The sequence below is a fragment of the Nocardia sp. NPDC046763 genome, from assembly GCF_040645495.1.
In the GTDB taxonomy this organism is placed as follows: Bacteria; Actinomycetota; Actinomycetes; order Mycobacteriales; family Mycobacteriaceae; genus Nocardia.
This window is the reverse complement of record NZ_JBEYYI010000069.1, coordinates 1-7,076: the sequence shown is the minus strand read 5'-3', so window position 1 is coordinate 7,076 and position 7,076 is coordinate 1. Positions and strand designations below refer to the sequence as shown.

Below are 7,076 nucleotides of genomic sequence, written 5' to 3'. Positions count from 1 at the left end.
GAGTGGATCCGTCGCTGATCGATCGCAATGCCGACCACGGTCGACACGAACGATTTGGTCATCGACCACGCCTGGTGCGCGTCCTCGGGTGACCAGCCATTGGCGAAGTAGCCGGCGACGAGCGTCCCTTGATGCACGAATTCGATTGCGTCCGTTTCGGTGTCGTTCAGGAAGTCACCGACCGTCTTGGTCCGTCCGGCCCACTGATACGTGACCCCGCGCAGGTCGATCGGTTCGGCGGGCAGCGCCGAGACAGCGGTCCCGGCAGCGATATGCGCGTGCGGCAGCACGACATCCGGTTTGACGACATCGGCCGGCACCGGGAACAGGATCGTGTTGTCGTCCACCGCCTCGTGCACATAGTTCCACCAGTACTCCGGGCTCGACAGCTCGGCCGCCGCGCCTGCGGCCAGCGACGACAGCGGCGGAACTCCGAGCAGCCGCCCGCCCTGCGCGGCCGCCAACAGGGACGCCGCGTCGGCCGGCGGATCGGCCGGTGCATCGGCAGACGCCGTGGCCGCGGAGCCTTGCACACCGATCAGGGCAATCACAGCCACTGCGACCTTGAATTGCATGGGACGGCTTCGCCTGCCACGCCCACAGGAGGAGATGACCATGCGGGCAGGCTAACGGCGTCGCGACCAGTGGGTGGTCGAGTGCGTCGATCCGGTCACCGGTTGTCCGGTTTCACCACCCTTCTGGCCGGATCGGCCCTCCTGGATTCGCGGCCCGCGCGGCGGCGTTCGGCCGAGTGATCGCCACCGATCATCCGAAGCTCAACGGCGGCATCACCTTCCTGCCCACCGCACGCCATCGCGCCTACGTCGACGCCCGCGCGTATCACCGCTGTCCGGGCGTCCTGCGCAAGCGGCTGGGGCGGCAGACCCTCACCCCGGGCACGTTCGAGACGGTCGGGTCCGCCCGCGATGTCCGGCAGCGCCGGCTCGAGTGCCCGGCGCGGCGCCGGGCTCACTCCGCTTCTCGCCGTGCGGAACTCGGCGAATGCCCCGTCCAGCGGACGTACGCGCGGCGGAATTCCCGGATATCGCTGTAGCCGACCTCACGGGCGACCGCGCCGATGGACAGACCGGATCGGCGGAGCAGGAAGATCGCGCGCCGCTCCCGGACCCGGTCCCGGACCGCGCTGAAACTCGCACCGGCGGCGGCGAGTTGGCGGCGCAGGGTGCGCTCGGTGACATGCAGGTGGGCGGCGACCTCGGCCATGGTCGGCGGATGGCGGAGGTCGCGCTCGAGCACCGCCTCGACGGCCACCACGATGTCCGGGGCCGGACGGCCGAGATCCAAAAGCCGCCGGCAGGCCTCGATGGCGACGGTCCGGGTCGGCGCGCTGTGGGTGGGCAGCGGAAGCTCCAGTGCGGCAACCGGAATGACCGCGCGGTTGGCTCCGGCGGAGAAATCCACCGGGCAGCACAGGAAGCGGCGGTACTCGGCGGCGTACGGCGGAGGCGGGTAGCCGAGTTCCACTCGGGCCGGCGACCAGCCCGGGCCGAGCACCGAGCGCATCAGAATCAGCACGCTGCACAGCACTTCCTCGCACAGGAAGGCGAGCAGCCGGGGTTCGGGCCGGCGCTCGTGCAGCCGCAGCGCGATCTGCTGGCCGGAGCGCTCGACGTCCATATCCATCAGGGTGCCCGATGCCTGATGCAGATCCATCCCGACCGACAGTGCCTCGCCGACGGTGGCGCACGAACGCATGGCAACCCCCAGCATTCCCATCGACAGCAGGCTGTCGCGCATGCCCACCCGCATGCCGAGCGGTTGGCCCGGCAGCGCCTCCACCGCGCGGTGAAGGACGGTCACGGTTTCCTGGAACGACACCTTCACCGAGTCGACCGCGACCAGGCGGTCCGGATCCAAACCTGTTCCCGCGAACCATGATTCGATGTCGCAGCCGTCACGCCGCCCGATCTCGGCGACCCCGATCAGCACGGCGGGCGGAATGATCGGCAGGTCGAGTCGTGCGTTCACACGGTCCCGGTGCCGCACGGCGGGGTCGGTCACGGCCTACTCCTGCGGTGCCGGTTGCCGCTCGAGTTGCAGGGCCAGCTCGATATGCCCGCTGTCGAGCAGGAATCCGAGGAACATCGCGCGGAAGGCCGCGTGCACGGTGTCGGGCGACAGCGCACCCGGCGAGGCCATTTCGTGCAGCGCGAGCCCGTGCGCCAGCGCCGTGAAGGCGGGCGCCATGGCATCCGGGTCCGGGGCCCCGGCCGCCCGCGCGCCCGCGGCGGCGGCCCGGCGCGCGGCGGTCAGCGCGCGGGTGACCGCGTCACGGGATTCCGGACGACGCGCCGCGTGCAGGTAGGCCTCGAACAGCGCGAGGGTTTCCGGTGTGCGCGGGGCGGCGGCGGCCGTGAAGGCGGCCGCGATTTCGTCGGGTGAACCGTGCGCCTCGGCGAGCGACTCCGCGATCGCGATCTGAGTGTCGGCATCCTCTTCGGTGTAGACGCGCAGCGCTTCCTCGGTCAGCGCGTCGATCGAGTCGAAGAAATAGCCGACGGTGGTCAGCGGCAGCCCGGCCTTCTCGGTGACCGCGCGATGGGTCACCCCGGCCACGCCGACCTCGGCCGCCACCTCGACTGCGGCTTTGAGCAGGGCTGCTCGCCGAGCCAGGGCACTCGGGCGATGGCGGCGTTCGGTCACGCCGCCCAGCCTAGTCGCTCTCTGTAATTTCTTACAGATTTACCCTGGGCAAAGTCTGTAAGTTCTTCTAGTCTTTCTCGGCATGATGCCCCTCCACGCCTTTCGCGACGATGCCCTGGGTGAACACGACGCGGTTGCCCTCGCCGACCTGGTCCGCGCCGGTGAGGTGAGCCCACGGGAGCTCGCCGCCGCCGCCATCGACCGCGCCCGGGACGTCGACCCCGAGCTGCACGCGGTCGCCTGCCCGCTCTACGACTCTCCGCGCTACGCCACCGGGCCCGGCGGTGCGCTGTACGGGGTCCCGACGTTCGTGAAGGACAACACCGATGTCGCGGGCCTGCCGACGAACCATGGCAGCGAAGCCTTCCGGGCCCGGCCCGCCGCGAAGGACGGGGCCTACACCCGCCAGTTCCTCGGCACCGGCCTGACTCTGATCGGCAAGTCGCGGCTGCCGGAGTTCGGCTTCAACGCTTCCACCGAGTACATGACCGAGCCGGCCGCGCGGAACCCGTGGAGCCTGGGCCATTCGATCGGCGCGTCGTCCGGCGGGTCGGCCGCGCTCGTCGCCGCCGGGGTCGTCCCGATCGCACACGCGAACGATGGCGGCGGATCCATCCGCATTCCGGCCGCGTGCGGCGGACTGGTCGGGCTCAAGCCGAGCCGCGGCCGTCACGTGGACGGTGAACAGGTGAAACACCTTCCCCTGCACATGATTTCCGAGGGCGTGGTCACACGCACGGTCCGCGATACCGCGGCGTTCGTGGCCGCCGCCGAGGATGTGTGGCGCAATCCGAGACTCGCACCGGTCGGGGCGGTGGACGGCCCGGCCCAGCGCCGGCTGCGGGTGGGGCTGATCATGCACAGTGTGACCGGCGCCGAGGTCGACGTGCCCACCCGGGCGGCGGTCGAGCACACCGCGAGCCTGCTGGAACGGGCCGGTCATGTCGTGGAACCGATCACCCTGCCGGTCACCGCGCAGTTCGCCGCCGACTTCGTGCAGTACTGGGCGCTGCTCGCCGATCTCGCGGTCAGTACCGGGAAGATCATCCTGGACCGGTCCTTCGATGCCGCCAAGGCCGACGGCCTCACCCGCGGCCTGCGGGACCATCACCGGCGCATGTTCCACCGCACCCCGGGCGCGCTGCGGCGACTACGCCGGGTGCCGGCCGCCTACGCCCGGATGTTCACGCGGCACGAAGTGGTCGTTTCACCGGTGCTCTCGCACACCACGCCGGAACTCGGATTCGTCTCGCCGACAGTTCCGTTCCCCGAATTGATCGAGCGGCTCACCGGTTACGTGGGCTATACACCGCTGAACAATGTCGCCGGAACCCCCGCCATATCGCTGCCCATGGGCCGAACCAGCACGGGACTGCCGGTCGGCGTGCAACTCTCCGGTGCGCACGGCGACGAGCGAACCCTTATCGAACTGGCGTATCTCCTCGAATCCGAACAGCCCTTCCCGCGTATCCACGTCCCGACGGAGGGACAATTGCTGGGATGATTCCCGAAATGCCGCCCCGAGAATCGGGGATTCTCTTCGAAATTTCAGGACATTACTCGCACGTAGCCTCAACACCGGGTGCATTCTGGACTACAGGTAAGGAGTCTTCTCGGTTCGAGGGAGGTAGGGACATGGTCAGGGTGACGGCGGTCAAACCGAACGGAGAACACTGGCATCCGCATCCCGGTGACGCCATCGAGGATCCGGGCGAAGGCCCAGCTCTGGTGCTGTGCCTACTCGGCATCGCGTGCCTCGGCATGACGCTCACAGCCGCTGCGTCCGGTTATCACGGCTGGGCGATACTGGGCGCGATCGTGACAACGGCGCTCATCGTCTCGGGTTTGCTGATGATCCGCTTCGAATACTTCCGCGAATTCAAGAGGGAGCAGCGTGCCGGGCGGCACGGGCACAACCCTCTGGTCCGCGGGGCATGGCGTCCGCGGCAGGTCAGTTCGTGGCAGGCGCGGCGTGGAATCCAGTCGTGACCGGTCACCCGGCCACGACCCGGTACTGAACTACTGGACCACTGAACTATTGAACCGAAAACGATCGGCTAGTCGGAGGTGACGGAAAGCAGGCCGAATCGATTGACGGCGGCGTGATTGTGGCCGTCGGCGCTCGTGATGACCACCTCGGCGGGATTGATCAGGGCAATGCAGCAGAAGAGCCCGCCATCCTGCTGAATGCCGAGCGACAGGAAACGATGATTGTTGCCCCGCTGCCATTCGTCGAGGGCGGCGTAGAGCCCTCGCATGGTGGGGCTTTCGAAGTAGACAACATTGTGCTTGTTGAGTTCGGACACCGATCGATGATGCACCGGCCGGCATCAGGACGGCCCGCGGGCCGATGCGATCGTCGAGGCGGGACAGGTCGCGCCCGGTCAGGCGTTCGATCCGTTCGGTCCGGTAGTGGACCGTATTGACGTGCAGGTACAGGGCTCTCGCCGCCACGTTGTGTGCCACCGCCGCAACGCATCTCGGGGCGCCCGCCGAGGACTGCGAGCTCGCCGCGGACGCGGTGCGCTGCGGCAATCGCCGCGTCTCCCTGCGGGCGCTGTACGCGCTGTCGGCCGAGCCCGGGGAATCCCTTGCCGCGGACGGTCATTGGGGCGGTACACCCCGCTCGGTCGCCGTCGATGCCCAACTGTTCCAGGTGGCGGTCGATCCTGGTCAATGCGCCGCGACGCCACCGGCATCCGCTTCACGGACCTGCCGCTGACACGTGACCGCATCTGGCAGGCCCCGCACCACCGGCGGACCCGCCCCCGGTCCGCGCGGCCACGCCCAGCCGCGCCGAATCAGCCATGCTCACGGACTATCGAAAGCCGTAGGGCCCGTCAGTCGATGGTGTAGGCCTGGCGGGAGAGGCGGAAGCTGTGGCCCGCCCCGGCGCATTCGACGTAGTCGGTGGTGCTCAGGCAGGTGAGGCCGCCGACGGTGACGTTCGTGCCGTAGTCGAGGACCGCCGCGGTGGATTCGACCAGACGGTCGCCGTGGCAGTGGAAGTCGACGACGCCGGTGTTCTCCAGGACCAGGCGGTCACCGTACTGGAGGTGGCAGTTCTCCGGGCGGGGCGGGGTGGCGTAGTCGTGCTGGGATATCTCGCAGGCCGCAGTGGTCGCGGAGACCGTGCAGCCGATATTGCCCGACGGCGTACGGAACTGGACGAAGTCGGGCGGCGTCGCCTGGGCGATCGCCGGGCCCAGCGTGGACACGGCGATCAGGGCGGCGGCCCCGGTCAGGACACGGATCGGAAACTGCATATCGGCTCCCCGGTTCGGCAGGTTTACCGGTTGATCGTCGACACCGCCGGATGCGATAACGGACCGAGTGGCCACGAGTGTTTGCTGCAGAGTGGCCCGAGCCACGTGTTCACACCCCACTTCCTCGCAGATCGGACACATCATCGACGAGCCCGGCCGGTTCGCGGTCGGACAGGGTTGGGGCACAAGGGATTACGAGGAACCGACCGGCCCGGATTTGACAAGCGGACCGACCGGGCTCACCATTGCCCAGTCAGCACCTCGCTAGGCGAGGCTCCTGTACGAACACAGGCCACTGATCCGACGACGTCGAGAGACGCCCAGGGTTAGGACAGATCACCCCGGATTAAGGGGTGATCCGAAGTGGCTTCCCCGGGCCGCGAGCCCCCGGATACGTCGTGCAGTGCCGAAGCTCTGACGAGAGGGGTGCGGGGTCCACGCCGTCGCGCGGGGCCCGGATCCCTCTTGCTGTGCGCGATGCGACACCCGATGTAGCGACGTCCACGTACGTCCCGGCGGCAAGGAGGTGAGGGACGAACAATGAGTTCCGGCGATAGTCCGTATCCGAGTACGGATTTCACTCCCCTGACGTCCCCGGCTTGCCGCATTCCGGTCACCGGCTGACCCGTTTTCCCGCACAGGCGTTCCCGGCGTTCCACCGCCGGTCGGTAGCCCGCGCGTGCACCGGGCCGGTCGATCCGTGCCCGAACTCGCTCGGCGGCCGGGCGTAATCCGCACGCCCGCACACCTGATGATCGAAAGCGAGGGACAGGCCATGGCCTTCTTCGCGAACGGCTCCAGCCGCCGCACCTCCACCGTCGCCGGGCCGGCCGCAGCCGGCCGGCCCGTCGCCGACGCCCAACCCACCGGCGCGGTCATGGACTCCGCGCACGTCGGCGACATCGTCGGCGCGCTCGGCTCCATCGGCCGGCACGACACCCTCGAGGGCCGCACCCGCTGGCAGAAGTTCAAGATGCTGCTGGCCGTGATCGGCCCCGGCCTGATCGTCATGGTCGGCGACAACGACGCCGGCGGGGTGGCCACCTACGCACAGGCCGGGCAGAACTACGGCATGGCGCTGGTCTGGACCCTGGTGCTGCTCATCCCGGTGCTCTACGTGAACCAGGAAATGGTGGTCCGCCTCGG

At 68.8% G+C, this 7,076-nt stretch carries 9 protein-coding genes and 1 riboswitch; of the genes, 4 read left to right on the top strand and 5 right to left on the bottom strand.

Annotated elements, in window-relative coordinates; all coding sequences use genetic code 11:
• From ABZ909_RS43160 to ABZ909_RS43150, 3 genes are all read right to left on the bottom strand, one after another.
• Positions 1-557 (bottom strand): hypothetical protein (locus ABZ909_RS43160; RefSeq protein ID WP_357012205.1); only part of this gene is annotated, 557 nt, incomplete at its 3' end.
• Between the two features lie 412 nt (positions 558-969).
• A complete protein-coding gene (locus ABZ909_RS43155; RefSeq protein ID WP_357012203.1) occupies positions 970-2,022 on the bottom strand; it encodes an AraC family transcriptional regulator in 1,053 nt (350 codons plus the stop codon).
• 3 nt (positions 2,023-2,025) lie between these two features.
• Positions 2,026-2,664: a TetR family transcriptional regulator gene (locus ABZ909_RS43150; RefSeq protein ID WP_357012201.1), complete on the bottom strand. Its 639-nt coding sequence runs from the start codon at positions 2,662-2,664 to the stop codon at positions 2,026-2,028.
• 82 nt (positions 2,665-2,746) lie between these two features.
• Between ABZ909_RS43150 and ABZ909_RS43145 the strand changes: the two genes are divergently transcribed.
• Positions 2,747-4,168 carry an amidase gene (locus tag ABZ909_RS43145; protein WP_357012199.1) on the top strand — a complete coding sequence of 474 codons (1,422 nt, stop codon included), beginning with the start codon at positions 2,747-2,749 and terminating at the stop codon, positions 4,166-4,168.
• 131 nt (positions 4,169-4,299) lie between these two features.
• Complete coding sequence (locus ABZ909_RS43140; protein ID WP_357012196.1) at positions 4,300-4,653, top strand: hypothetical protein; 354 nt, start codon at positions 4,300-4,302, stop codon at positions 4,651-4,653.
• A gap of 68 nt (positions 4,654-4,721) precedes the next feature.
• On the opposite strand, the gene ABZ909_RS43135 is transcribed toward ABZ909_RS43140, so the two are convergent.
• A complete protein-coding gene (locus ABZ909_RS43135) occupies positions 4,722-4,970 on the bottom strand; it encodes a hypothetical protein (protein WP_357012194.1) in 249 nt (82 codons plus the stop codon).
• Positions 4,971-5,086: 116 nt separating this feature from the next.
• Between ABZ909_RS43135 and ABZ909_RS43130 the strand changes: the two genes are divergently transcribed.
• A complete protein-coding gene (locus ABZ909_RS43130; protein ID WP_357012191.1) occupies positions 5,087-5,386 on the top strand; it encodes a hypothetical protein in 300 nt (99 codons plus the stop codon).
• 118 nt (positions 5,387-5,504) lie between these two features.
• On the opposite strand, the gene ABZ909_RS43125 is transcribed toward ABZ909_RS43130, so the two are convergent.
• Positions 5,505-5,930, bottom strand: a complete 426-nt coding sequence (locus ABZ909_RS43125; RefSeq protein WP_357012189.1) for a DUF6636 domain-containing protein — start codon at positions 5,928-5,930, stop codon at positions 5,505-5,507.
• 253 nt (positions 5,931-6,183) lie between these two features.
• Positions 6,184-6,363: riboswitch (M-box (ykoK) riboswitch) on the top strand.
• A 342-nt stretch (positions 6,364-6,705) separates the two neighbouring features.
• Here ABZ909_RS43125 and ABZ909_RS43120 point away from each other — a divergent pair.
• Positions 6,706-7,076 (top strand): divalent metal cation transporter (locus ABZ909_RS43120; protein ID WP_357012207.1); only part of this gene is annotated, 371 nt, incomplete at its 3' end.

Bases quoted from the DNA above. Each gene is read 5' to 3' on its own strand.
- ABZ909_RS43140 (WP_357012196.1), top strand. From the start codon at position 4,300: ATGGTCAGGGTGACGGCGGTCAAACCGAACGGAGAACACTGGCATCCG.
- ABZ909_RS43125 (WP_357012189.1), bottom strand. From the start codon at position 5,930: ATGCAGTTTCCGATCCGTGTCCTGACCGGGGCCGCCGCCCTGATCGCC.
- ABZ909_RS43145 (WP_357012199.1), top strand. From the start codon at position 2,747: ATGATGCCCCTCCACGCCTTTCGCGACGATGCCCTGGGTGAACACGAC.